The sequence below is a fragment of the Flavobacterium frigidum genome (genome assembly GCF_048286735.1).
Lineage (GTDB): Bacteria > Bacteroidota > Bacteroidia > Flavobacteriales > Flavobacteriaceae > Flavobacterium.
Map to the genome: position 1 here is coordinate 53254 of NZ_JBLVPU010000005.1, position 24700 is coordinate 77953.

The 24700-nt window shown below is 33.3% G+C and carries 23 protein-coding genes; 18 read left to right on the top strand and 5 right to left on the bottom strand.

The window, feature by feature from the left end; translation table 11 throughout:
- The first annotated feature begins 75 nt into the window (after window positions 1–75).
- Window positions 76–678, top strand: a complete 603-nt coding sequence (locus ACNQGO_RS04590) for a hypothetical protein (RefSeq protein WP_417979006.1) — start codon at window positions 76–78, stop codon at window positions 676–678.
- A gap of 85 nt (window positions 679–763) precedes the next feature.
- On the top strand, window positions 764–1483 hold the full coding sequence (locus ACNQGO_RS04595) for a hypothetical protein (protein ID WP_417984408.1): 720 nt from the start codon (window positions 764–766) through the stop codon (window positions 1481–1483).
- Between the two features lie 129 nt (window positions 1484–1612).
- On the opposite strand, the gene ACNQGO_RS04600 is transcribed toward ACNQGO_RS04595, so the two are convergent.
- Complete coding sequence (locus ACNQGO_RS04600; protein WP_417979007.1) at window positions 1613–2140, bottom strand: hypothetical protein; 528 nt, start codon at window positions 2138–2140, stop codon at window positions 1613–1615.
- A gap of 182 nt (window positions 2141–2322) precedes the next feature.
- Here ACNQGO_RS04600 and guaA point away from each other — a divergent pair, with 182 nt between their 5' ends.
- The 11 genes from guaA to ACNQGO_RS04655 all read left to right on the top strand — a co-directional run bounded on the left by guaA (window position 2323) and on the right by ACNQGO_RS04655 (window position 15754).
- The gene (guaA, locus tag ACNQGO_RS04605; protein WP_417979008.1) at window positions 2323–3852 is read left to right on the top strand and encodes a glutamine-hydrolyzing GMP synthase; all 1530 of its coding nucleotides are present in this window, start codon (window positions 2323–2325) and stop codon (window positions 3850–3852) included.
- 129 nt (window positions 3853–3981) lie between these two features.
- Entirely contained in the window at window positions 3982–5940 is a 1959-nt protein-coding gene (locus ACNQGO_RS04610) for an amino acid ABC transporter substrate-binding protein (RefSeq protein ID WP_417984411.1), read from the top strand.
- Window positions 5940–6341 carry an OsmC family protein gene (locus ACNQGO_RS04615; RefSeq protein WP_417984413.1) on the top strand — a complete coding sequence of 134 codons (402 nt, stop codon included), beginning with the start codon at window positions 5940–5942 and terminating at the stop codon, window positions 6339–6341. The genes ACNQGO_RS04610 and ACNQGO_RS04615 overlap by 1 nt, the downstream gene beginning before the upstream one ends.
- A gap of 79 nt (window positions 6342–6420) precedes the next feature.
- Window positions 6421–6654, top strand: coding sequence for a DUF3820 family protein (locus tag ACNQGO_RS04620; RefSeq protein WP_309757516.1), 234 nt, complete (start codon window positions 6421–6423; stop codon window positions 6652–6654).
- 152 nt (window positions 6655–6806) lie between these two features.
- Window positions 6807–8420 (top strand): CTP synthase, encoded by a 1614-nt coding sequence (locus ACNQGO_RS04625; protein ID WP_417968711.1) that lies wholly within the window; start codon window positions 6807–6809, stop codon window positions 8418–8420.
- A gap of 65 nt (window positions 8421–8485) precedes the next feature.
- On the top strand, window positions 8486–10390 hold the full coding sequence (yidC, locus tag ACNQGO_RS04630; RefSeq protein WP_417984415.1) for a membrane protein insertase YidC: 1905 nt from the start codon (window positions 8486–8488) through the stop codon (window positions 10388–10390).
- A gap of 276 nt (window positions 10391–10666) precedes the next feature.
- Window positions 10667–11383, top strand: coding sequence for a toxin-antitoxin system YwqK family antitoxin (locus tag ACNQGO_RS04635; RefSeq protein WP_417984417.1), 717 nt, complete (start codon window positions 10667–10669; stop codon window positions 11381–11383).
- A 72-nt stretch (window positions 11384–11455) separates the two neighbouring features.
- The gene (gene mnmA, locus ACNQGO_RS04640) at window positions 11456–12643 is read left to right on the top strand and encodes a tRNA 2-thiouridine(34) synthase MnmA (RefSeq protein WP_417984419.1); all 1188 of its coding nucleotides are present in this window, start codon (window positions 11456–11458) and stop codon (window positions 12641–12643) included.
- 123 nt (window positions 12644–12766) lie between these two features.
- Complete coding sequence (locus tag ACNQGO_RS04645) at window positions 12767–14383, top strand: S8 family peptidase (RefSeq protein ID WP_417984421.1); 1617 nt, start codon at window positions 12767–12769, stop codon at window positions 14381–14383.
- Between the two features lie 12 nt (window positions 14384–14395).
- Entirely contained in the window at window positions 14396–15340 is a 945-nt protein-coding gene (locus ACNQGO_RS04650; RefSeq protein ID WP_417984423.1) for an NAD(P)H-dependent flavin oxidoreductase, read from the top strand.
- 3 nt (window positions 15341–15343) lie between these two features.
- Window positions 15344–15754, top strand: coding sequence for a hypothetical protein (locus ACNQGO_RS04655; RefSeq protein ID WP_417984425.1), 411 nt, complete (start codon window positions 15344–15346; stop codon window positions 15752–15754).
- A gap of 91 nt (window positions 15755–15845) precedes the next feature.
- Here ACNQGO_RS04655 and ACNQGO_RS04660 read toward each other — a convergent pair whose 3' ends face one another.
- The gene (locus ACNQGO_RS04660; protein WP_417984427.1) at window positions 15846–16286 is read right to left on the bottom strand and encodes a DUF4268 domain-containing protein; all 441 of its coding nucleotides are present in this window, start codon (window positions 16284–16286) and stop codon (window positions 15846–15848) included.
- A 94-nt stretch (window positions 16287–16380) separates the two neighbouring features.
- On the opposite strand from ACNQGO_RS04660, the gene ACNQGO_RS04665 reads away from it, so the two are divergent.
- Together ACNQGO_RS04665 and ACNQGO_RS04670 are read left to right on the top strand one after the other, a co-directional pair.
- A complete protein-coding gene (locus tag ACNQGO_RS04665; protein ID WP_417984429.1) occupies window positions 16381–17028 on the top strand; it encodes an NUDIX hydrolase in 648 nt (215 codons plus the stop codon).
- Window positions 17029–17154: 126 nt separating this feature from the next.
- Complete coding sequence (locus tag ACNQGO_RS04670) at window positions 17155–17964, top strand: 1-acyl-sn-glycerol-3-phosphate acyltransferase (protein ID WP_417968699.1); 810 nt, start codon at window positions 17155–17157, stop codon at window positions 17962–17964.
- Between the two features lie 66 nt (window positions 17965–18030).
- Here the strand turns inward: ACNQGO_RS04670 and ACNQGO_RS04675 are convergent, their stop codons facing one another.
- Together ACNQGO_RS04675 and ACNQGO_RS04680 are read right to left on the bottom strand one after the other, a co-directional pair.
- A complete protein-coding gene (locus ACNQGO_RS04675; protein ID WP_417984431.1) occupies window positions 18031–18663 on the bottom strand; it encodes a hypothetical protein in 633 nt (210 codons plus the stop codon).
- Complete coding sequence (locus ACNQGO_RS04680) at window positions 18660–19163, bottom strand: RNA polymerase sigma factor (RefSeq protein ID WP_309758835.1); 504 nt, start codon at window positions 19161–19163, stop codon at window positions 18660–18662. The genes ACNQGO_RS04675 and ACNQGO_RS04680 overlap by 4 nt, the downstream gene beginning before the upstream one ends.
- A gap of 323 nt (window positions 19164–19486) precedes the next feature.
- Between ACNQGO_RS04680 and ACNQGO_RS04685 the strand changes: the two genes are divergently transcribed.
- Window positions 19487–20791 carry an NAD(P)/FAD-dependent oxidoreductase gene (locus ACNQGO_RS04685; protein ID WP_417984433.1) on the top strand — a complete coding sequence of 435 codons (1305 nt, stop codon included), beginning with the start codon at window positions 19487–19489 and terminating at the stop codon, window positions 20789–20791.
- A gap of 50 nt (window positions 20792–20841) precedes the next feature.
- Window positions 20842–21972 carry a DUF2971 domain-containing protein gene (locus ACNQGO_RS04690; protein ID WP_417984435.1) on the top strand — a complete coding sequence of 377 codons (1131 nt, stop codon included), beginning with the start codon at window positions 20842–20844 and terminating at the stop codon, window positions 21970–21972.
- A 1-nt stretch (window position 21973) separates the two neighbouring features.
- Here ACNQGO_RS04690 and ACNQGO_RS04695 read toward each other — a convergent pair whose 3' ends face one another.
- The gene (locus ACNQGO_RS04695) at window positions 21974–23035 is read right to left on the bottom strand and encodes a DUF3810 domain-containing protein (RefSeq protein ID WP_417984437.1); all 1062 of its coding nucleotides are present in this window, start codon (window positions 23033–23035) and stop codon (window positions 21974–21976) included.
- A gap of 110 nt (window positions 23036–23145) precedes the next feature.
- On the opposite strand from ACNQGO_RS04695, the gene ACNQGO_RS04700 reads away from it, so the two are divergent.
- Window positions 23146–24609, top strand: coding sequence for an aminoacyl-histidine dipeptidase (locus ACNQGO_RS04700; protein WP_417984439.1), 1464 nt, complete (start codon window positions 23146–23148; stop codon window positions 24607–24609).
- The last annotated feature ends 91 nt before the right edge of the window (window positions 24610–24700 follow it).

Below are 24700 nucleotides of genomic sequence, written 5' to 3' on the forward strand. Positions count from 1 at the left end.
TGATTTTTGAATAAATACAATTGGTTTTCTATTTTTAAATTTTTACCAGCAAGGATCATCAAATTTTAAGAAGTTATGAAAAGGATTTTATATTTATTGTTATTGGTAGGTATTACTTTGAGTGGATCTGCTCAAAATGAATTTAGTTCAAAATTTAAGCCTATTGCACCAAAAAACAATACTCCTAAAATTAAGAAAGCAATTCCAAAAGTAGATCTAGCTCAAAAGATAAGTCAAAAGGATGTTAAGGAACAAGACGTTTCTCGAGATGTAACAAAAATTGATTTCTTAAATCCTACTAGAATTAATAAAAAACCAGAAAATACAGATGTTGTTACGTATAAAAGAAACCAAAATTTAGGGAGTTTTAAAACTGGTTCTCTTACAGCAAAAGTGAGGTATAGAGATGCTGCTTATGTTGATGGCGATAAGATTAGAGTATATTTAAATGATAAAGTACTAGATTTCGAGGTTGTTTTGGATGGAGATTTTAAAGGTTTTGAGATAAAATTAGAAAAAGGTGTTAATAAGATTGATTTTGAGGCATTAAATGAAGGGTTTGCACCTCCTAATACAGCAGAATTTCAAGTGTTAGATGATAAGGGAAGTATTATTTTTGATAATCAATGGAATCTTGGGAAAAATTTCAAAGGGACCTTAATGTTAATGAAAGATTAGTAACGTTCTTTTTTAAATTCGATAAATAAATTTATGGCATTTTGTTGTTTACATTGTATTTTTAGTTTTAAATTCTTAATAAATATTGACTTATCAATATTCTCTAAATATGAAACAGATTCTTTTTTTTATAATAATTAGTATTGGTATTTCTTCAAAAAGCTATAGTCAGATTGAAATTAGTAAAAAATTTAAAGCAATACCACTTAAAAATAATGCCCCTAAAATTAAAAAAGTAGTTCCTCCTGAAACTGAGATGCCTCCAATTTATACCCCAAATGTTTTTAAAAGTCCTGAAATTAAAACCCCTAGTTCAGTATTGAAAATTGGAGAAAAAAACACTATAAACATGACTCCAAAAAATGATTTTGTTAATCCAGGAGATGTTTATATGGATAAAATGGAAAAGGATTTAGATAAAACATTAGTTCGGCAGGGTTTGAGGGAAGATTCTAGATTTTTAGTTAAAATCGATGTCAATTTTGGAGAAATTAGAACTAAATCAAAATACTTTGTAATTAAATTTCGTGATTTTGGACAGATTGATGGAGATTTAGCCAGAGCGTCACTTAATGGTGCTGTTGTAGAAGATAAATTGTTGATGGAAGAAAAATTTCAGGAATTTAAAATATTTTTTAGAGAAGGAATAAATACATTTGAAATTGAAGCTCTTAACAAAGGTTTATTAGGAGGAAATACAGCTGAATTCCAGATTTATGATGCAGAAGGAAAATTTATTAAATCTGATTTTTGGGCAAATTGGGATGCAGGAGTAAAAGGTAAATTTATAATTGTAAAAGAATAATGATGACTTAAAGATTGCCGAATTTCAGATCTACGATGATAACGGCGGTCTGATTTCGGCAAGTCAATGGAATCTTGGAACAGGTTTTAAAGCTACAATTGTAGTTACAAAAGAATAATGAATAAAAGCCTAAAATGGATCAGCGGTAACTCTGAATTTCATATCAGCATTAACCGTAATATCTTGAGCTATACTTTCTTTTAGAACGGCTTCGGTTCTTATTTTATAAGAAGATGCTTTTATATATTTGTCCAAACTTTGATCTGTGCAGATCAAATTTAAAGTGTTTGTTGTTGAATTAATATTTTCTAAATAAGCCAGTTCTATTTCATCATTTGCATCTGTTGAGATAAACAAACGAACCGATTTCAAAAAGCTAAAAGACTTGTCAGTTGGATTTGTAATCGTCAATTTTAATTCGCTAATTTTCACATTTTTCACCAAGTCTGCCTTAGTATTGTTGTTTTCAAAAGTAGAACTAGAATTGGTAGGTACATCTGGGGTAATTACGCTGAAAGCTGTTCCAATAGGGAATCCACTGCTAATTTTAAAAGTAGTTTGATTGTCTATTGTAAAAGTCAATAAATCATCAATAGCATTACAGGAAGTTATCAAAAGGATTAAAGTAACAACTGATAAATAAATTTTTGTTCTCATAGAAATGGGGTTTAATTTGCGATGAATTTTTAAAATGGTTGTGCGTTAAAGTACGTAAATATTTTGAATTAGGTTTTTTAGCATACTGTGATTTCTTTGATTGAGAATTTAATCTGTACAAAGAAAAAGAATTTTTTTCAGAATTCAATTTTCAAATCAAAATATAAAAAGTATTTTTGCGCATGCAACACAACGTACTTATTTTAGATTTCGGATCGCAATACACACAGCTTATTGCGCGTAGAGTTCGCGAATTAAATATATTCTGCGAAATATTTCCTTACAATCATTTTCCGAGTGATTTATCCTCTTACAAAGCAGTAATTCTAGGAGGAAGCCCTTTTTCTGTTCGTTCAGAAGATGCGCCACATCCAGACTTATCTCAAATTAGAGGGAAACTACCATTGCTAGCCGTTTGTTACGGAGCACAATATTTAGCTCATTTTAGTGGTGGCGAAGTAGCAGCATCGAATACCAGAGAGTATGGTAGAGCTAATTTAAATTTCATTAAAGAAAATGAAGTTTTCTTTGAAGGGGTTTCAGAAAACAGCCAAGTTTGGATGAGTCATAGTGATAGCATCAAAGCGCTGCCAGCCAATGGAGTAAAATTGGCGAGCACGCATGATGTAGAATTTGCAGCTTACAAAATTGAAGGTGAGGCCACTTATGCAATTCAATACCACCCTGAAGTTTTCCATTCTACGGATGGATCAAAAATGCTGGAAAACTTTTTAGTAAAAATCGCAGAAGTTCCTCAAAATTTCACACCTGGTGCTTTTGTCGAGGAAATGGTAGCAGAATTAAAGGAGAAGTTACAAGACGATAAAGTAGTTCTTGGTCTTTCTGGTGGTGTAGATTCTACTGTTGCGGCAGTTTTATTGCATCAGGCAATTGGAAAAAATCTATACTGCATTTTTGTAAATAATGGTTTGCTTCGTAAAAACGAATTCCAGAATGTATTAGACCAATACAAAGGTATGGGTTTGAATGTAAAAGGAGTTGACGCTGGTGATCGTTTCTTGTCTGAATTAGCAGGTGTAAGTGACCCAGAAACCAAACGCAAAATTATAGGACGTGTATTTATCGAAGTTTTTGATGATGAATCGCATCTTATTGAAGATGTAAAATGGTTGGCGCAAGGGACAATTTATCCAGATGTTATTGAATCTGTTTCTGTAAAAGGACCTTCAGCTACTATAAAATCGCATCACAACGTAGGCGGATTGCCAGATTATATGAAACTTAAAATAGTAGAGCCTTTGCGCATGCTTTTTAAGGATGAAGTACGAAGAGTAGGAGCTTCATTAGGAATTGATCCTGAGTTATTGGGAAGGCATCCTTTTCCTGGACCTGGATTGTCAATTAGAATTCTAGGCGATATTACACCTGAGAAAGTGCAAATTTTGCAAGATGTAGATGCCGTTTTTATTGATGGATTAAAATCTTGGGGATTGTATGATAAAGTGTGGCAAGCAGGAGCAATTTTACTTCCTGTGAATAGTGTAGGTGTTATGGGTGACGAGCGAACGTATGAGAAAGTGATTGCGCTTCGTGCCGTTGAATCTACAGACGGTATGACCGCTGACTGGGTACATTTACCGTATGATTTCTTGATGAAAGTGTCAAACGACATTATCAATAAGGTAAAAGGAGTGAATAGAGTGGTGTATGATATTAGTTCAAAACCGCCAGCAACTATTGAGTGGGAATAAGACTTTAGATTAATATACAATCTTTAGGTCAGCACTTTTTTACTGTTGGCTATAAAACGGTATCAGATTTTTGGAATAAAATTTGATACCGTTCGTTATTAAGAATTGAATAATTTATAAATAAAAAGGATGAAATATTTTTTTGCGACTTGTATAATGACTTTGTTTTTTAATTCTAGTGTTTTTTCACAAGAAAAAACGACGACTCATAAAGTGGAGAAAGGGGAGACAATCAGTCAGATTGCGCAAAAGTATAATGTTACTCCGTATGACATCTTTCAATTAAATCCCGATGCACAAAGTGGATTAAAACCCAACAGCGTTTTGTTGATTCCAAAAAACAAAAGCCAACAAAAAGTTGTGGTTCAAAAGAAGCCAGTTGCAAAAATGATTACTCATAATGTCGCTCCAAAAGAGACTTTATATGGTATTGAAAAAAAATATGATGTTTCAGACGAAGCATTAAAAAAAGCAAATCCATTTTTGGAAAAAGAGGGATTGCAAATTGGGCAAACGCTCGTTATTCCGTCAGGAATTGGTCAGAAAACTGCAAATTTATTACAAAATCAAGTTGTTTTTCATGAAGTTTTACCAAAAGAAACTAAGTATTCCATTGCTAAAAAATACGATATTAGCATTGATGAATTAGAGAAAAAAAATCCTGAGATAGTTGGCAATTTACCAGTTGGTTTCAAATTGATTATTAAAGGGAATCCTTCAACTTCGCTACCAAAAGTAGAGAGAAGTACAGTTAGGGATCCTGCCAAAGAAATGGTACAAGTACTTACTCCTGAGCCGAGTCCAAAAATTAAATATATAGAGTATACGGTTAAGCCGAAAGAAACCTTGTTCAGGTTGTCTAAAATGGCTGGATTATCGCAAGAAGAAATGATTGCATTAAATCCTGATTTAGCTAAAGGTGTAGAAGTAGGTATGGTTTTAAGAGTTCCAGCATCAGCGGCTATTCCGCAAGAAACAGAAACTAAAAAGGCTTATATTTCATTGTCAAAACAAAACGGTTTGAATGACAGAAAAAAACTGGTTTTGCTTTTGCCTTTCAACCTTTCAAAAATTGAAGGCGATACGATTAATTCGACTGCAATGCGTCTAAAAAAAGACAAGTTTTTAAACATGACATTGGATTTTTATGCTGGCGCTTTGATCGCAATTGATTCGGCTAAACAATTAGGACTAGCCATTGATGTGAGTATTTTTGATTCCCAAGAAACTAAAAATAGCTCTAATGTTGCAGCTCTTATAAAAGCTAATAATTTAGAAAATGCCTCTGCTATAATTGGGCCTTTTTATCAAAGTAACGTAGAGAAAACAGCCGAATTACTCAACAGCTACGAAGTGCCGGTGATTTCGCCATTATCAAAGGATACAGGCGCTTCCTTTAGTAATATGTTGCAAACGATTCCAACAACTACTGTAGTTAAAAATGCGGTATTCGATTTCATGAGAGCTAAAAATGGTAATATTATAGCGGTCGTAGATAAGAAAAAAGGTTCAGTGATACAATTTATTCAAGAAAATCATAAGGACGTTAAGTTTTCAACGCTTACTGCAAATGGTGGTGTATCTGCCGAAAATCTTAAAAGTTTATTTGTTAAAGATCGTATCAATTATGTAGTAATGGAAACAGAAAATACAGGGATGATCAAAGCTACGATGTCTGTTTTGTTGAATGCGATGGCAGCATTTAAGGTACAATTGGTTATTTTAGAACCCAACGAAACATTAGACACTGATGAGATTAATTTTCAGAGTTTGGCCAAATTGAAATTAATGTATCCTTCTGTTACTCGTGAGAACCAATCGCCTGAAGCCATGATTTTTGAGAAAGAATTTAAAAGAAAAAATAAAATATATCCGAGCACTTTTGCAACACGCGGATTTGATATCACTTTTGACACGATGATGCGATTGTCGCAAGATAAAAAATACCAAGAAACTATAGAAAGTACAGCAACCGAACAAGTAGACAATAAGTTCGAATTTTATAAAAAAGAAGACGGTGGCTATATTAATAAAGGCGTGTATATTTTATACTACGATACCGATTTAACCATAAAACAAGCCAACTAATGACATCAAAAGTAACGTACTTGGGGGATTTAAGGACTTCATCTGTTCACCTACAATCAGGAACTGAAATACTATCTGACGCTCCACTTGACAATAACGGAAAAGGAGAAGCCTTTTCTCCAACGGATACAGTAGCCAATGCTTTAGCAAGTTGTATGATGACAGTTATGGGTATAAAAGCGCGTGATTTTAACATTGATTTAGTAGGTTCTACTGCTGCAGTGACTAAAATCATGAATATAGATCCAAGACGTATAGGCGCCATAGAAATTATGTTTGATATGTGCGGTACAACTGATCTTAAAAACAAAACTATTCTAGAAAGAGTTGCCATGACTTGTCCAGTATTTTTGAGTTTGCACCCTGAAATAGAAAAACGCATTAGTTTTAACTGGAAATAAACAGATTTGTATTTCAAGAGACAAGAAACAAGATTCATTAGTAGTTCTTGTTTCTTGTCTCTTGATTTTTTTTAAAATAATGGAACAAAATCAAAAACAACTTATCAAATTAGCGCATACCAAAATGCCTTTTGGTAAATATGAAGGAAGGTACCTCATTGACTTGCCAGAATACTACGTAGTATGGTATAGTAATAAAGGATTCCCAAAAGGAGAGTTAGGACAACAACTGCAACTCATTTACGAACTGAAACTAAATGGATTAGAGGAATTGATTCGAAATATTAAAAAAAGATACCCGAAACCACTATAAATTAGGAAATCTATACTATTCTGAAGTTAAAATTAGTGTCTGATTGGAAACTTAAATTTCCAAATTATCTCATTTTCAAATTAGCTTTATCTCAATTTATAATTGTATTTTTGCCAAGTTTTTTACACAACTACAACACAAACAACAACAGAATGAATCAAACGAAATATATTTTTGTCACTGGCGGTGTGACTTCTTCTCTAGGGAAAGGAATTATAGCGGCATCATTGGCAAAATTGTTACAAGCAAGAGGATACCGTACAACCATCCAAAAGTTTGACCCCTATATTAATGTAGATCCAGGAACATTAAATCCTTATGAGCACGGAGAATGTTATGTAACTGATGATGGCGCAGAAACCGATTTAGATTTAGGTCATTACGAGCGTTTTTTGAATGTTCCCACTTCGCAAGCCAATAATGTTACAACTGGGAGGATTTATCTCTCGGTTATTGAAAAAGAAAGAAGAGGAGAGTTTCTTGGTAAAACGGTTCAAGTTGTCCCTCATATTACTAATGAAATCAAAGATAGAATGCAATTGCTAGGAAATTCTGGCGATTATGATATTGTGATTACAGAGATAGGTGGAACAGTAGGTGATATAGAATCCCTTCCTTATATTGAATCGGTTCGTCAACTGGTTTGGGAGTTAGGAGAGCATAACGGAATTGTTATTCACTTAACTTTAGTACCCTATTTAGCTGCTGCAGGTGAGTTGAAAACAAAGCCAACACAGCATTCCGTAAAAACCTTGATGGAAAGCGGTATCAAAGCAGACATTTTAGTTTGTAGAACTGAGCATGAAATTTCAGAGGAATTGCGTAATAAATTGGCTTTATTTTGCAATGTAAAAAGAGAAGCTGTTATTCAATCTATTGATGCGTCTACAATTTATGAGGTTCCAAATTTAATGTTAGAGGAAGGACTAGATGTAGTGGCTTTGAAAAAATTAGATTTGCCTAAAAAAGCAGCTCCAGATTTAAAGAATTGGAATATATTTTTAAAGCGATTGAAAAACCCTAAGCATACGGTAAACATAGGTTTAGTTGGGAAATACGTAGAAATGCAAGATTGTTATAAATCAATTTTGGAGGCATTTATTCATGCAGGAGCTGCCAATGAAACCAAAGTAAATGTAATTTCGATCCATTCAGAACATATTGATGCCAACAACATCAAAGAAAAGTTCTCTAATTTAGACGCGATTCTTGTAGCTCCAGGTTTTGGGGAAAGAGGAATAGAAGGGAAAATAGCTGCTGTACAATACGCTAGAGAAAATAAAGTTCCGTTTTTCGGGATTTGTTTGGGTATGCAAATGGCCATTATAGAGCACGCTAGAAATGTGTTGGGGTTTGTAGATGCCAATTCAACAGAAATGAACGAACATACAGCTCATCCGGTTGTAAACCTTATGGAGGAGCAAAAAACAGTTACTGATAAAGGTGGAACAATGCGACTTGGAGCATGGAAATGCGACATCAAGAAAGAATCATTGGCCTATAAAATATATGGGAAAGAGACTATTTCAGAGCGTCACCGTCACCGTTATGAGTACAACAGCAGTTATGTAGAACAATTGCAAAAAGCAGGATTGCTGGCTACTGGAGTAAATCCAGATACCGGATTGGTTGAGATTGTAGAAATTAAAGATCATCCGTTTTTCATAGGAGTACAATACCATCCAGAATACAAAAGTACCGTTGCCAATCCGCACCCTATTTTTGTTAATTTTGTTGCAGCGGCTGTACAAGCAAAGAAGAAATAGTAAGGATGTAGTGAAACATTTACCGAAATTTGGTACTAATAGATTAAACACTTTTAAATATTATAATGGAACAAAAAAAATTTGACCTCAATTCGATTATCGGTTTTGCCTTAATTTTTGGTATTTTAGTTTTTATCATGTACCAAAACCAACCGGATCCAAAAGTGGTTGCAGCTGAAAAAGCTCAAAAAGAGTTACAGATCAAAACAGCAAAAGCCAAGGCTATAGAAGCAAAAATTGTTGAAAAAGCAGCTATTGCTGTAGCAGCAACTGGAGATTCTACCCAATTAGCTCAATTGCAAAAAACATTAGGGAATTTTGCTTATTCTGCTACCTTGCCTTCTGCAAAAGCCGGAGTGACTACTATCGAAAATGAATTGGTAAAATTAACAATAGCCAACAAAGGAGGTTATATTGTTGAAGCTACTTTAAAAAAATTCGAAAAATTCAAAAAGGGTTCAGGTCAGTTAGTTCAACTGATAAAAGATAATAATGCGAACTTAAACGTACAATTACTCACTTCAGATAATCGAACTTTAAATACTAAAGATTTGTATTTTGAACCATCATTAACAAAAATTGGTTCAGACCAAGTTTTGTCTATGAAATTAAAGGCTGGTGCCAATGAATTTCTAGAATACAAGTATATTTTAAAACCAAATGATTACATGATTGGTTTTGATATTCGTTCACAAGGACTTCAAAAAGTTTTGAATACCTCAAAACCTTTAGACTTAGAATGGAACCTAAAAGCAAATAGAAATGAAAAAAGTATTTCATACGAAAATAAATATACTGAAATATATTTTGAGCACAAAGACGGTAAAGTAGACTATGCCGGACTTGGAGCTGCTGAGAATGAGCTGCTTGAAAAACCAACATTTATAGCATTCAAACAGCATTTTTTCTCTACTATATTAGTTTCCAAAACTCCATTTGAAAACGCGCAAGTAACATCAACTAACTTGATGAATGATGAAAAAGTAGATACAACATTTACTAAATCATTTAAAGCAAATATTCCTTTAGCTTTTACTAATGGTGAAATTGATCATAAATTAAGTTGGTACATGGGGCCATCTGATTTTAAAACATTGGCTAGTTATGATTTGAATTTAGAGAAAATTGTAACTTTAGGTTGGGGAATAATCGGTTGGATCAACCGTTTTATATTTGTACCATTATTTGGTTTCTTAGGATCGTATATTGCGTATGGTATTGCAATTATTATTTTTACAATACTGATAAAATTGGCCATGTCACCGATAACTTTCAAATCATTCTTGTCTCAAGCAAAAATGAAGTTATTGCGTCCAGAAATTGCAGAATTGGGTGAGAAATTCAAGAAAGATCCCATGAAAAAGCAACAAGAAACAATGAAATTATACAACAAAGCGGGAGTTAATCCTATGGCTGGTTGTATACCTGCATTGATTCAAATGCCTTTTTTGATGGCTTCTTTTCAGTTTTTTCCATCCGCATTTGAGTTGAGACATAAAAGTTTTCTTTGGGCAGATGACCTTTCCTCTTTTGATGAAATTGTAAAATTGCCTTTTTACATTCCTTTTTATGGAAATCATATCAGTTTGTTTCCTATTCTTGCAGCGATAGCCATTTTCTTTTATATGAAAATGACATCCGGTGATCAACAAATGGCTGCTCCACAACAAGAGGGAATGCCAGATATGGCAAAAATGATGAAAATAATGATTTATGTTTCGCCCATAATGATGTTGCTTTTCTTTAATAGTTACGGTGCTGGATTGAGTTTGTACAACTTCATTTCAAATTTGATTACTATCGGAATTATGATTGTCATCAAAAGGTACTTTATCGACAGTGATAAGATTCACGCTCAAATTCAAGAAAATAAGTTGAAAGAGCCGAAAAAACAAGGTAAATTCCAGAAAAAACTACAAGAAGTGATGGAACAAGCCGAAGCTCAAAAAGCACAACAAAAGAAAAAGTAATTCCTATACAAGCTCTCAGAAATGAGAGCTTTTTTTTTGTTTCCATAATTCAAATTAACAGTTATGGTCTTCGTATGTATCGCTGTTAAGGATTTGAATTCTACTTTTAAATAAGTTAAGTTATATCTGTAGTGAATTGAAATTTGTATCAGGAATGCAACAGTGTTACAGTGTCCTTTATAGTTGTATCCGTACTCTTTGTAAATAATTTGTAAATTTGCTAAAATAAAAATGTAAATTATCAGTTTCATAAGTATGTTCAAACACTAAGTAATAATGAAAAAACACCACATTAATTTTATTGTCCTTTTAGCTGTAATGTTTTTTAGCCAAAATATTTTAGCCCAAACCGAATTCAACAAGTTGGATGTAAACGGAAAAAAGCATGGACTCTGGAAAGGCGTTTTTGAGGAATCAAAAAGACCTCGATACGAAGGGACGTTTGATCATGGTAAGGAAATAGGGATTTTTAATTTTTATGATGATACAAAAGCCAGATCTATCATAGCCACCAGGGAATTTAATGTAAAAGACAATTCAGCCTACACAATTTTTTATGATCAAAATAAAAATAAAGTTAGTGAGGGTAAAGTAGTTAATAAATTATTTGAAGGACAGTGGAAATACTACCACCAGGCTTCAAAAAATATAATGACTACGGAGAATTATAATAAGGGTAAGCTCGATGGATTGCGTACCGTTTTTTATATCAGTGGTAAGGTAGCTGAAGAAATAAGTTATAAAAATAATTTGAAAAATGGTTTTTACAAAAAATATACTGAAAAAGGGGTTATTCTCGAAGAGTCGATTTTTAAGAATAATATTTACAATGGTTTAGCTATTTTTAGTGATGCAAATGGCAATATTGTTTCAAAAGGACAATTTGTAAACGGCAAAAAATCAGGTATTTGGCAGTTTTTTGAAAAAGGAAAATTAGTCAAAGAAACGAACATGAGTTTTCCTGAAAATGCAACGAAATCCAAAAATAAATAACGATATTCTTAACAAGTTCTGTTGTAAATGTTTTGTAACTTTGCCTCCTTATAAAATTGTAATTTTTTAAAGATGAAGCGTGTAGTTGTAGGACTTTCTGGAGGTGTAGATTCAAGTGTTGCAGCGTACTTATTGCAGCAACAAGGGTATGAAGTTATTGGACTTTTTATGAAAAATTGGCATGATGATTCGGTAACGATTTCAAATGAATGCCCATGGCTCGAGGACAGTAACGATGCCTTATTGGTGGCCGAAAAATTAGGAATTCCTTTCCAAACGGTTGATTTAAGTGAAGAATACCAAGAGAAAATCGTTGACTATATGTTTAGCGAATATGAAAAAGGGCGTACTCCAAATCCTGACGTACTTTGTAACCGCGAAATAAAATTTGAAGTTTTTATGAAAATTGCATTAAGTCTTGGAGCTGATTTTGTAGCGACAGGGCATTATTGTCAAAAAAGTGAAACCGAAGTTAACGGAGAAACGGTTTATCAACTTAAAGCAGGTGCAGATTCTAATAAAGACCAATCTTATTTTCTATGTCAATTATCGCAAGAGCAATTAGCGAAATCTTTGTTTCCTATTGGGGCATTAACCAAGCCTGAAGTTCGAGAAATAGCAACTGAAATGGAGCTAATCACTGCCGAAAAGAAAGATTCGCAAGGTTTGTGTTTTATTGGGAAAGTACGTTTGCCAGAGTTTTTACAGCAAAAATTGCAACCCAAAGAAGGCTTAATCATTCAAATCGATAAAAATGATTCGGTTTACAATACTGAAATCCCCACAGGTTTATCAATTGAAGAAGAACTAAAAGTGGTTGCTGCTCCACTACTTTATACTCCGCAAATGGGTAAAGTAGTTGGGAAACATCAAGGAGCGCATTATTTTACAACTGGACAACGCAAAGGCTTAAATGTGGGTGGAACAACAGATCCCTTGTTTATTATCGCTACCGATGTTGATACCAATACAATTTATACGGGATTAACGAGCCAGCATCCTGGACTTTTCAAAAAAGCCTTATTTATTGATAAAGCAGAGGTGCATTGGATTCGAAAAGATTTATCTTTACTCAATGGAGCAACAATGCAGGTAATTGCAAGGATTCGCTACAGGCAGCCATTGCAGCGTGCTACTTTGCATCAATTTGAAAATGGGATGTACGTAGCTTTTGATGAACCACAATCTGCAATAACCAAAGGGCAATTTGTAGCTTGGTATTTAGGGGAAGAATTAGTTGGATCAGGAGTAATTTCTTAATGTAGTGTTTCATTAAAGATAAGATCTAAGAATAGATTTTTTTGAAATTTAGTAAATTAAATGAGGTTTAAAAATAATCAGGTATTCGCATTTATCAGCTGAATCCACTTAACAAATTTAAATATGAAAAAATTTTACCTTTATCTTTTTTTACTATTGAGTGCAACTGGTTTTTCGCAACAAGATGCTTGGGTTTATTTTAACGGCAAACCTAATTCTCAAACGTTTACTTCTGATCCATTAAAAATGCTATCTCAAAGAGCGTTGGATCGAAGAACCAACCAAAATATACCATTAGATTTAAAAGATGTTCCTGTAGAGTTAACATATATTAGTCAGGTAAAAAATGCTTCGGGGATAACAGTTATGGCAAAATCGAGGTGGCTGAATGCGCTCCATATTCGAGGATCTCAAGCTAATATTAATGCCTTAGCTTCGTTACCTTTTGTTAGTAAAGTTGATTTTGCGGATAAATCATTAAACCAAACTGCAAGAATAGCAAAGAATTCAAAAACTCAAAAGGTAAATAAAGTACAGAAAATAAAGATTGACTACGCCTACGGTTCTTCATCGAATCAAATTCAGATGCTCAACGGACAAGCTTTGCACCAACAAAACTATACAGGCTCGGGTAAAATTATCGCAGTAATGGATGGTGGTTTTCCCGGTGTAAATACAGCACAGCCTTTTCAGAGATTACGAATCAATAATCAGATTTTGGGTGGTTATAATTATGTAGCACGAAATCCAAATGTGTATACTGCAGATTCACATGGAACTTTAGTGCTTTCTACAATGGGAGGCTACAAGGAAAATTCATTAGTGGGTACTGCGCCAGATGCTTCTTATTATTTATTTATTACAGAAGATGTTGCCTCAGAAAATCCTGTCGAAGAATCACTTTGGGTTGAAGCAGCAGAAAGAGCAGATAGTTTAGGAGTCGATATTATCAATACCTCTTTGGGGTATTTTGAATTTGATAATAAAGCGTACAATCACACGTATAACGAAATGAATGGAAGCACTGCTTTTATGACCCGTGGATCAGAAGTTGCATTCAGTAGAGGTATGTTGTTAGTCACTTCTGCTGGAAATTCAGGTAACTCTTCTAATCCTTATATTGGAGTTCCTGCAGATGGTATTTCAGTATTAGCCATAGGTGCTGTGAATTCTATAGAAGTTTTAACTTCATTTAGTTCGAGAGGTCCTTCTTTTGATGGAAGAATTAAACCCGATATCATGGCTCAAGGACAAGCAGCTGTAGTCTCAGATCCGGCTGGAAATATTGTAACGGCCGATGGAACTTCTTTTTCTAGTCCAATCATGGCAGGTATGGTTGCTTGTTTGTGGCAGGCCTTTCCTCAAAAAACAAATAAAGAAATTAGAGAGTTAATTGTGAAGGCATCAGATAGATTTTCTGCGCCCAATAATCAATATGGCTATGGTATTCCTGATTTTGCTTTGGCTGTTCGTAATCAATTAGCAATCGAATCAAATAATGATGATGATTTTGTAGTGTATCCTAATCCAGCTAGTGATACCATCTCGTTTGCATTACCTGCAAAATTTACAAACGGAATACTTGGTATTTACTCTATTTTAGGACAAAAAGTATTGGAGCAAAGAATCACGCCGGAAACAACAGCTATTTCTTTAAAATCATTACAAGAAGGGTTGTATTTTTATATTTTGGAAACGGATGGTTTTTCAAAAAAAGGGAAAATAATTAAAAAATCATAGTTCAATTTGTTCATGAATAAAATCACAACACTTTTTAAGATTAAATATCCAATTGTCCAAGGCGGAATGATTTGGAATAGTGGTTATAAACTTGCCAGTACAGTAAGTAATGCTGGAGGTTTAGGCTTGATTGGTGCAGGTTCTATGTATCCCGAAGTATTGCGCGAACACATTCAAAAATGTCAAAAAACCACTTCAAAACCCTTTGGTGTAAACGTTCCGATGTTGTATCCCAATATCGAAGAAATCATGAAAATTATCGTTGATGAAGGTGTAAAGATTGTTTTCACATCGGCAGGAAATCCAAAAACATGGACAGCTTACTTGAAAGAAAATGGCATAACTGTTGTTCATGTAGTTAGTAGCTCTGTTTTTGCATTAAAAGCACAAGACGCAGGAGTTGATGCAATTGTTGCTGAGGGTTTTGAAGCTGGAGGCCATAATGGAAGAGAGGAAACTACTACCCTTGCTTTAATTCCGATAGTGAAAGAAAAAATTACAATTCCCTTAATAGCCGCAGGAGGTATTGCAACCGGACGCGCAATGCTTGCCACTATGATTTTAGGAGCTGATGGAGTACAGGTAGGAAGTAGATTTGCAGCATCGATTGAATCTTCAGCACATGATAATTTCAAGGAAACAATTCTTAATGTTAAAGAGGGCGATACTCAATTGACTTTAAAAGAGCTTGCTCCAGTTCGCTTAATTAAAAATAAATTTTATCAGGATGTGCAGCAATTGTATGAAAAAGGGCCGAGTAAAGAGGAATTACTAGAATTATTAGGAAGAGCAAGAGCAAAACGCGGTATGTTTGAGGGTGATTTAATCGAAGGAGAGTTAGAGATTGGTCAAGTAGCAGGATTAATTCATGACATTAAATCAGCCGCTTCAATTATAGAGGAAATGATAACTGATTTTGAATCAGCTAAGAGAGAGGTGAATAATTTTGATTTTTAATAAATGACGAAAGCTAAAATATTTATCGGATTTTTGTTTTTACTAATGGGATTACAGCAATCTTATGGGCAAAATTATAAGTTTAAAACCACCGGCTTTAGTGTTTTAGAAAAAACAGAAAAAGGGAAATGGGGTAAATGGACTGATTTAGATTTGGTTAACATTTTAGTCTCTTTGGATACTAATAAAAATAGAATTGTAGTCTATTCTCAGATTATTCAATTATTTGAAATCATAGATTATCAGCCTATAGAAGAGAATGATACCGACATTGTGTATTCGTTTACTTGCAAAGATAATGAAGGCCTAGATTGTACCGTTTCTATCATTACTAGAAAAAAACAAGAAAATAGGAAGCAATTGTATATTAATTATGAAGATCGGATTATTGTGTATAATATTTTTAATGTGTGATGATTTGGATAAAAAACGCTTCAATTTGATTAGTAAAATCGTTCAAATTGAAGCATTTTTATTAAATATTAATTTCTATAGAGTTTGTAATTTAAAGCTTTTCAATATCTTTTATAAAATCATCATACTCTAAATAAAACAATTCCAGAGCATTCATTTTTTCATAATAAAAGGCAAATATTTCATCCCAGTAATTGCGATTACTAACTCCGACTCCTAGTTTTTCAACCCAAATTCTGCTAATTGTTTTGCCGCTTTCTAGTGTATGTTCTTTTTCGAAAACTAAATCTTTGATAAATTCTTCTTGCAAAATGTTTTTTAACGCTTCGAGTTTTTCAAAATAAGCAATTCTTTTTTCGTCGTTGCGATGCTCAATATCGATTAACACTTGCGCTTTCTTATTGTCAACATAAAATTTAAAAGAAAAATCTTTTATTTTAGTGTCGTATAGAACCCATTTTCTGGGATATTTTTCTGCAAATTCTATCCAGAATTCTCTTTTTAATCGCTGTGTTTCTTCTTTACTGTACATTTGTGATAACTTTTTGGTTTTAGAAAAACTTGCGAAAATGTATTTTCTAAACTATATTTATATGCTATTTAAAATGCAAAAATAGACTTTGATTATGGATTTTCAAGAATTTTTACAGTATGTTCCTAAATTAATTGACGCAAAGCTTCCAGCTTTTGATGCACATGTAAAAATGGCTCCACTAGAACGATTAGATAGCTTGAAAAGTTGTAATCATGATAATAAAAAGCCAAGAACAGCCGCAGTAATGATGCTTTTTTATCCTAAAAATGAAATAACACATTTGGTATTAATAGTCCGGAATTCCTATGAAGGGGTTCATTCTGCTCAAATAGCATTTCCAGGTGGAAAATACGAATTAGAAGACGAAAATTTTGCTCAAACAGCATTGCGGGAAACGCATGAGGAAATAGGAATACATCCTAATAAAATTGAAATTCTAAAACCATTTACTGAATTGTATATTCCGCCTAGCAATTTCATGGTGTATCCTTTTTTGGGTATTAGTCAGGAAGAATTGGTTTTTACACCACAGCCTTCTGAAGTGGCACATATTATAGAATTACCTTTATCTGTTTTTTTAGATGATGCGCTTGTAGTAGACACAAATATGTCCACATCATACGCTGATAACATCAGTATTCCGGCTTTCAAAATTGAGGAACATATTGTTTGGGGAGCAACGGCAATGATAATGAGTGAGTTAAAAGAGGTGGTAAACGAGGTGCTAATTCGAAAATAGGAATACTTGAGTAAAAAAAGCATTAGGTCTATAGTTTTATTATAATAACGTTATGATTGAGTCCTAAACTTCAAATATAATTTTCGTAGATTTGTAGACCAAATTCACAAAAAAACACACAATTTTATGGGATTGTTGAAGAGAAATCCTTTCGGACACCTATTATTTATAAAAAAATGGCTCATCCGAATCTTCGGAGTTGTAACGCACAGACGGTATAGAGGATTTAATGAATTGCAAATCGAAGGTTCGGAGATTATTAGAAATTTACCAGACACGAATGTACTTTTTATTTCCAATCACCAAACTTATTTTGCTGATGTTGTTGCGATGTTTCATGTTTTTAATGCAAGCTTAAGTGGTCGCGATGATACTATCAAGAATGTTTGCTATTTGTGGCAACCTAAAATGAATATTTATTATGTAGCCGCTAAGGAAACGATGCAAGCTGGTTTTTTGCCACGTATTTTGGCATACGCAGGTGCGATTTCTGTAGAACGGACTTGGCGCGCCAAAGGTGTTGATGTCAAGGAGAAAAAAGATATCAATCCAAACGATACGGAGAATATCAAAATTGCGCTGGCAGATGGTTGGGTTATTACATTTCCACAAGGGACGACTAAGTCTTTTAAGCCCGTTCGCAAGGGAACAGCGCATATTATAAAACAACACCGGCCTATTGTTGTCCCAATTGTTATCGATGGTTTTCGCCGTTCGTTTGATAAAAAAGGACTACGCATGAAGAAGAAAGGAATCCTACAATCTTTTATCATTAAAGAACCGCTGGACATTGATTACGATAACGATACCATTGAAGAAATTGTAGAAAAAGTAGAATATGCAATAGAGCAACATGCTTCATTTCTAAAAGTTATTCCAGCTGAAGAAATTAAAGAACAAGAGGAATTGAATAAATTAAGAAAATGGGAGTATTAAAAATATAATTCTAAAAAAAAAGTCTTAAAATTGAATGATTTTGAATTTTAAGACTTTTTTTTTACACTAAAGATCGATTTTCTTTAATTCTTTGTAATTGGCATACAATCGACGAAGTAGGATTCCGTATAATAATCTGTAAAACAACCAGAAAAAACCAAAAAACATCATAAAAGCAATTAGAATGCTTACTATTGTTATTGCGATAGCTTTTCCGTTATGGGCAATTTTTTCAGTTAAAGCAATAGTTTCAGGATTGTAGGAGAAAGCAATTGCAGAAGCAATTATAAAACTAATTACAATCATTCCAAGATTATACCAAACATAATATTGAACCGTTCTTCGAGTTTTTAGAATATCTTTAAGTAACTGCTTAGTGGAAACGGTTGTCGTGATAGTTATATAATTTTTATAGAAAAAATAAATAAAAACCAACATTACTCCATAACCGAAATAGCTGAAAATATCTATGTAAAGAATGATTTCATCATGATTCATTTTCTTAAAATATTCATCACTGCTAAAACATACGTTAAGTGTTGTCCACAATAAAACTTCTAAAATGCTTATTATCAAAATCCACTTCACAATCGAAGATGATTTTTTATGAATCATTTTATAAATCTCGGTTTCCGATATTTGATTAAAAGAATTATCACTCTTTTGCCAATCTTTTTTTAATAAATCCAGCTCTTTCATATTCCCATTGGATTTAAAATTTTCTTTAATTTCCCTTTTATTCTATTCATTTTCACTCTTGCATTTACTTCGCTAATTCCTAAAGTTTCTGATATTTCTTGATAATCCTTATCTTCAAGGTACATAAATATTAATGCCTTTTCAATGTCATTCAGCTGGTAAACAGCTTTGTACATTAATTTTAATTGTTCTTCCTCTTCATAATCGTATTCTACATCATTCAGGAAATGTTGTCGACCCTCAAATTCAACTGTATTTATCGATCGTTTGGTTTTTCGGTACAAAGTAATCGCCGTATTCAGCGCGACTCGATAGGCCCAAGTCGAAAATTTACTTTCGCCTCTAAATTTTGGGAAAGCTTTCCATAATTGAATCGTAATTTCCTGAAACAAATCCTTATGCGCATCGTCACCATTAGTATATAACCTACAAATCTTGTGGATTATATTCTGATTTTCTTGCAATTGCTTGACAAAAGTTTGTTCTAGGTCCGTACTCATATATACGTTAGTATTTCAATAGTAGATTTTGTTACAAAGTAAACGCTAAATTGATTATTTTCATATTCAGTTTTACTTGGTGCGAAGCCATCAGGAGCACAAACTTTTTTTTCTTCATTCAAACCAGTCCCGCTGTACATTAGAATCTTTATTTTTTTTGAAAATCAAAAAAAATAAAGGATTTCCATTGCCATCGGGGCTATTTTACACGGGTATTTTTCTGAAGACTTTTTCAAAAAAAACAAAAATTTCAAAACTATTGGATGAATTTCAACAGAGGAAAACATTGTATCTTTGAAACAACAATGCTCAACCTATAAAAAATGAACATCCCAAATTCAACTTTACCTAGAATAGTTATTATCGGAGGCGGGTTTGCAGGAATTGCATTAGCCAAAAAATTAAAAAATAAAAAAGTACAAGTAGTGCTTTTAGACAAACATAATTACCATACTTTTCAGCCTTTATTATATCAAGTAGCCACAGGCGGACTCGAAGCCGGTTCCATAGCCTACCCAATCCGTAAAGTGATTCAAGAATATGATGAATTTTATTTTAGGCTTACTAATGTCCAAGAAATAGACACTAAAAACCAAAAAATAATTGCCGAGATTGGCGAATTAAGTTTCGATTACCTCGTTATTGCTACCGGTTCTAAAACTAATTATTTCGGCAATAAGGAAATTGAGCGTAATAGCATGGCCATGAAAACCATACCGCAGTCGCTCAATATTAGGAGTCTGATTCTTGAAAATTTTGAACAAGCCGTTTTAACTACCGATGTAGCCGAACAAAACAGTCTCATAAATTTTGTACTCGTAGGTGGCGGACCAACAGGAGTAGAGCTTGCAGGAGCTTTGGCCGAAATGAAAAAAGCCATTCTGCAAAAAGATTATCCCGATCTTGATATTACCACAATGCAAATAAATTTGATTCAAAGTGGCGACAGAATCCTGAATACCATGAGTGAGAAATCCTCTCAAGCTGCCGAAGAATTTCTAACCAGTTTGGGTGTGAAAATCTGGAAAAACGTCCGTGTAACAAATTATGATGGCCGAACCATTACCACAAATTCCGATTTGACTTTTGAAACCGCAACGGTAATCTGGACAGCAGGCGTTCAAGGGGCTCTTGTTGCAGGATTGGATGGTAACTCTTTAGTTGAAAAAGTAGAACGCATACGTGTCAATGAATTCAGTCAAGTAGTAGGCTACAAAAACATTTTTGCAGTAGGAGACATTGCTTCCATGGAATCTGAAACTTATCCGCAGGGACATCCCATGATGGCGCAACCAGCTATGCAACAAGGCGAATTATTGGGTGAAAACGTAGTGAAATTAATTGAAAATAAATCCATGCAAGCTTTTGAATACAATGACAAAGGTTCTATGGCAACCATTGGAAGAAATAAAGCGGTTGTCGATTTGCCAAAATACCATTTCAGTGGTGTTTTTGCATGGTTTGTCTGGATGTTTGTTCACTTGTTTTCCCTTATTGGATTCAAAAATAAAGCTGTCGTATTCCTGAATTGGGTATATAATTACATTCGTTTTGATCGTGAAGGAAGATTAATCATTAGGCCTTACAAAAAGAAAAGTTTTACCACTTTTACGAGTGATGAAATGTAATTATATCCTGCAAGGTTCCCAAAACCTTGTAGGTGTGTAGTGATATAAATATGAAAAAGAAGAACCCTTTTAAATACAATAAATTTAAATATACTGAAAAAGGAATTGAATATCCTTCGGATAGAATTTTACCTAATGAATTATATAAGTACTATTCATTAAATAAAAATTCTTTTGATTGTGTAGTAAATGAATTTTTATTTTTCTCACATCCAGAAATGTTGAATGATTTAATTGATTCAACAAAATTTTTACTTGATTTCAGTAATTGTGATGAAGAAAAGTATAATGGCATAATGAAATATCTTTCAAAAACTTATGAAGGGCGCATTGAAAAAAGTACAATACCAAGCTTTGAAGAGGCAAAGTCTAATAATTTTGAGGAAATGTCAATATTAATTAATTACGATAAATTTTCTAATAAAGGGACACTTTCTTTATCTGAAAACAAATACGATACATTAATGATGGCTCATTATGCTAATGAATCAGGTTTTGTACTTGAATTAGATGTTGCTAAATTGGAAAAACATTTGAATGATGTTTATGCTAAAAATAATATTTTTATTTATCCTATGAACTATGATAAAAAAGTTGCTAGAATAGATTATTTTAAAAATGTAAAATATATTAAGAAACAAACAATCGATGTTTCGGATACTTATAATTCAAAGCTTATTACGAAACATGATATAATTGATTTAGTTCCAACATTATATATGACAAGTATCAAAGATGATGTTTGGACATATGAAAAAGAATGGAGAATTTTATTAAGAAAAGGCAGTATGGGAATAGCAAAAGATCCTCTACGATTTTCTGAATATCATGAAGATAATTTAAAGACTGAGAAAAGAAAAATAAATTATAATGGGGAGTGTTTAAAAAAGATAATTTTAGGGCCATTATTTCTGAATAATAAATTTTTCAAAGAAAAAATATTTGATATAAATAAGATAAATAATTATTTTTTAAATATTGAGTATCTAACAGATGAAAAATTATTAGATTCATTTAGACAATTTTTAAAAATTATTAGTTCAGAAAAATTTGTAGAGAAAGTTTACCTTCAAAACATACAAATTGATGAAAAAGGTTTTAAACGTTATAGCTTAAAATTAAAAGGGTTATCCTTTAAAAATGATGTTTTCTCTTTTATCTCTACTGATGAAAGATATTAAATCACAACTCTTTTCCCTTGTAATAATTCACCATCAAATTCACAAATTTGCTGTAGCCTTCCATACCGTCTTTTTGTTGGTTTACTTTCAAGAATTGGTCGTAAAAAGCATGGAAACCTTTATCGATAATTGTGTCGTATTGCTTCCAGAACTGCTCGCTTTCCTTGTAGTTTTTTAAAATTCCGGGATGAACTGTTTTTAATAATTGCTTAAAAATAGCCTCGTCTTTGGCTTGCCAATTGCTTAAACAATACCGCAAAGCCATGCTGTAACCTGAATATTGGATGTGTAAATTATCGTTTTTTACAGAAGCCAGAAAGCCAATAAAATTGCATTCACTTTCACTAGCATAACCCATTTGGTGCGCCATTTCATGATTAGCAGTCATTGGGAAACTATACATTGGGCCCAAATAATTAACCTGTGCTTCATTAGTAAACGGATTCAAATAGCCGCCAAAACCCATATAGGTCAAGGGCAAACTGATCAGTGATTTTTTAACGCTTAAATGGGTGTAGGTGAAATACGAATGTTCTTCAGCTAGTTTTTTGTATCCATTTAAATTCATCTTAAAAACTTGATTTTGGGAGTAAGGAAATACTACTTTCAAATTATCATTTTTTGCAAGTTGTTTTTGAATGGCGTTTGTTTTAGTGATTAACTTTTTGGTAAAAGCCAATAAATCAGCATCAGAATAGTCTTTTTTAATTTCCATTTTTTCAAAAAGCGGTTGGCGGTAATAATTCAAAGCCCACAGCGAATGAAACAAAAAATAGAATACCGAAACAAAACTTAACAGCGATAACATATTGCTTTTCCATTCTAATTTCCACGATTTTCGTTGGTTCCAAAACCATTTCAAAATGAAGGCGATGACAACAACATAAATTAAATCGCCTAGAGAAAATGGAATACGACCTATCATTAATCTGGAAAATTGTGAAACTATTGGATAGAAACCGTTGCTATAAAATTGTTCCACTTGTAACGGAAAATAAGGGAGGACTTGTAGGACTAGTATCTGGACAAAAAGTAGGATAGAAAGAATATATTTTGTTCGCACAAGTTGAATTTTAGTCTTGTAAATATAATTACAATATCAATTAGTATCAATAAAGAATTTAAACTTTGTAACTTTGAGCTTTGTAAATATAAAACCTCAAATATTAATAAATGAGTCAAGAAATAAGAAATCTGGAACCAAAAGCGCTTTGGAATAAGTTTGCCGATTTAAATGCTGTACCGCGACCTTCTAAAAAAGAAGATCGAGTAATTGCGTTTATGAAAAACTTTGGCGAAAGCCTTGGATTAGAAACTTTTGAAGATGAAATTCGCAATGTAATTATCCGTAAACCTGCAACGGCTGGGATGGAAAACCGAAAAGCAATTGTGCTTCAAGGACATTTGGATATGGTGCATCAAAAAAATTCGGATACTGTATTTGATTTTGAAACACAAGGAATCGATATGTATGTTGATGGAGATTGGGTTCGTGCTCGCGGAACCACTCTTGGTGCTGATAACGGTCTTGGAGTTGCGGCTATCATGGCAATTTTAGAAAGTACTGATATACCGCATCCTGCGATAGAAGCTTTGTTTACTATTGATGAAGAGACCGGAATGACGGGTGCATTGAACTTAAAAGGAGATGTTTTGCAAGGACAAATCTTGTTGAACATGGATACTGAAGAAGACGATGAAATAGACATAGGTTGCGCAGGAGGAATTGATGTTACGGCCACTGCGGAGTATGATGAAGAGGAAACTCCAGAAGGATCTGTAGGATATACGATCACCGTAAAAGGCTTGAAAGGCGGGCATTCCGGAATGGATATTCATAAAGGGTTGGGTAATGCTAATAAAATTATGAACCGCTTGTTATTTGATGGTTTTGATAATTTTGGTTTGCAGATCTCGGAAATAAAAGGCGGGAGTTTACGCAACGCGATTCCGAGAGAAAGTCAGGCAAAAGTAATTATTGCTGAAGTGTATGACGAAGCTTTTGTTTTTGACATGCAGCAAATTGTAAACGAAATCAAAACGGAGTTAAAAACAACAGAACCATCTTTAGAAGTTGTTTTTGAAAAAATGGATGCAACTCCTGCTAAAGTAATGCCTTCAATTGCGCAGTTTTACTTTGTAAGAGCAATGTACACAGCTCATAATGGCGTTTATAGAATGAGTGCTGATTTTGATAATTTGGTGGAAACATCAAACAATATTGCAAAAGTAATTGTTGGCGAAGGACAACTTTCAGTACAATGTTTAACACGTTCTTCGGTTGAAACTTCAAAATTTGATTTGGCTAATGGGTTGCGTTCTGCTTTTGAATTAATGGGCTGCGAAGTGGAATTTTCGGGTTCCTATCCGGGTTGGACACCAAATTCTAATTCAGAGATTTTAGATGTTTTAGTGCCAATTTATGAAAAACAAAACGGCGAAAAACCAAAAGTAGTGGCGTGTCACGCAGGATTAGAATGTGGAATTCTAGGAACGAATTATCCAGAAATGGACATGATTTCTTTTGGACCAACGATTCACGGTGCACATTCCCCTGATGAAAGAGCAAGTATTTCTTCTTCTCAGAAATTCTGGAAATTTGTATTAGAGATTTTAGCTAATATTCCAGTGAAATAGTATTCAGTGTTCAGTATCAAAAAAAAATAGTGTTCAGTAACAAGCGAAACTGAACACTATAATTTGAATACTGAACACTAATTTTTAGTCT

What these genes read in the sequence shown, in the direction of transcription:
- ACNQGO_RS04655 (WP_417984425.1), top strand. Translation starts at nt 15,344, where the DNA reads ATGACGAAAGCTAAAATATTTATCGGATTTTTGTTTTTACTAATGGGA.
- ACNQGO_RS04600 (WP_417979007.1), bottom strand. Translation starts at nt 2,140, where the DNA reads ATGAGAACAAAAATTTATTTATCAGTTGTTACTTTAATCCTTTTGATA.
- ACNQGO_RS04625 (WP_417968711.1), top strand. Translation starts at nt 6,807, where the DNA reads ATGAATCAAACGAAATATATTTTTGTCACTGGCGGTGTGACTTCTTCT.
- ACNQGO_RS04650 (WP_417984423.1), top strand. Translation starts at nt 14,396, where the DNA reads ATGAATAAAATCACAACACTTTTTAAGATTAAATATCCAATTGTCCAA.
- ACNQGO_RS04675 (WP_417984431.1), bottom strand. Translation starts at nt 18,663, where the DNA reads ATGAAAGAGCTGGATTTATTAAAAAAAGATTGGCAAAAGAGTGATAAT.
- ACNQGO_RS04700 (WP_417984439.1), top strand. Translation starts at nt 23,146, where the DNA reads ATGAGTCAAGAAATAAGAAATCTGGAACCAAAAGCGCTTTGGAATAAG.
- ACNQGO_RS04660 (WP_417984427.1), bottom strand. Translation starts at nt 16,286, where the DNA reads ATGTACAGTAAAGAAGAAACACAGCGATTAAAAAGAGAATTCTGGATA.
- ACNQGO_RS04680 (WP_309758835.1), bottom strand. Translation starts at nt 19,163, where the DNA reads ATGAGTACGGACCTAGAACAAACTTTTGTCAAGCAATTGCAAGAAAAT.
- ACNQGO_RS04685 (WP_417984433.1), top strand. Translation starts at nt 19,487, where the DNA reads ATGAACATCCCAAATTCAACTTTACCTAGAATAGTTATTATCGGAGGC.
- ACNQGO_RS04665 (WP_417984429.1), top strand. Translation starts at nt 16,381, where the DNA reads ATGGATTTTCAAGAATTTTTACAGTATGTTCCTAAATTAATTGACGCA.
- ACNQGO_RS04645 (WP_417984421.1), top strand. Translation starts at nt 12,767, where the DNA reads ATGAAAAAATTTTACCTTTATCTTTTTTTACTATTGAGTGCAACTGGT.
- ACNQGO_RS04590 (WP_417979006.1), top strand. Translation starts at nt 76, where the DNA reads ATGAAAAGGATTTTATATTTATTGTTATTGGTAGGTATTACTTTGAGT.
- guaA (WP_417979008.1), top strand. Translation starts at nt 2,323, where the DNA reads ATGCAACACAACGTACTTATTTTAGATTTCGGATCGCAATACACACAG.
- ACNQGO_RS04615 (WP_417984413.1), top strand. Translation starts at nt 5,940, where the DNA reads ATGACATCAAAAGTAACGTACTTGGGGGATTTAAGGACTTCATCTGTT.
- mnmA (WP_417984419.1), top strand. Translation starts at nt 11,456, where the DNA reads ATGAAGCGTGTAGTTGTAGGACTTTCTGGAGGTGTAGATTCAAGTGTT.
- ACNQGO_RS04670 (WP_417968699.1), top strand. Translation starts at nt 17,155, where the DNA reads ATGGGATTGTTGAAGAGAAATCCTTTCGGACACCTATTATTTATAAAA.
- ACNQGO_RS04690 (WP_417984435.1), top strand. Translation starts at nt 20,842, where the DNA reads ATGAAAAAGAAGAACCCTTTTAAATACAATAAATTTAAATATACTGAA.
- ACNQGO_RS04620 (WP_309757516.1), top strand. Translation starts at nt 6,421, where the DNA reads ATGGAACAAAATCAAAAACAACTTATCAAATTAGCGCATACCAAAATG.
- ACNQGO_RS04635 (WP_417984417.1), top strand. Translation starts at nt 10,667, where the DNA reads ATGAAAAAACACCACATTAATTTTATTGTCCTTTTAGCTGTAATGTTT.
- yidC (WP_417984415.1), top strand. Translation starts at nt 8,486, where the DNA reads ATGGAACAAAAAAAATTTGACCTCAATTCGATTATCGGTTTTGCCTTA.
- ACNQGO_RS04610 (WP_417984411.1), top strand. Translation starts at nt 3,982, where the DNA reads ATGAAATATTTTTTTGCGACTTGTATAATGACTTTGTTTTTTAATTCT.